Genomic DNA, 271 nt, shown 5'->3' with positions numbered 1-271 from the left:
AGCCCGGTGGTAGTGCTTCTGCAGCGACAGCCGTCCGCCCGGCACCACCTGGATCCGCTTCACCTGGAAGCGTTCGCCGATGTCGATCCGCTGGTACCAACCCCAGGGCCGGTACATCCGCAGATGCGCGTCCGCCTCCGGCTCGCCCTTCGCCCGCAAAGCGTTGACCAGTTCCTTCACCTGACCGGAATGCGCCTTGGAGGCGACCAGCACCGCGTCGGGGGTCGAGACCACCACCACGTCCTCAAGCCCAACCACCGCGGTCAGGCCA

The 271-nt window shown here is 67.5% G+C and carries 1 pseudogene; it reads right to left on the bottom strand.

Annotation, left to right across the window (positions count from 1 at the left end):
• A pseudogene (gene cpsB, locus OXS27_RS32510) lies at positions 1-271 on the bottom strand (mannose-1-phosphate guanylyltransferase/mannose-6-phosphate isomerase); the annotation flags it as partial.

This window comes from Methylobacterium sp. GC_Met_3 (genome assembly GCF_026540775.1).
In the GTDB taxonomy this organism is placed as follows: domain Bacteria; phylum Pseudomonadota; class Alphaproteobacteria; order Rhizobiales; family Beijerinckiaceae; genus Methylobacterium.
Note: the sequence above shows the minus strand (reverse complement) of the source record. Positions and strands in the feature narration are given on the sequence as shown.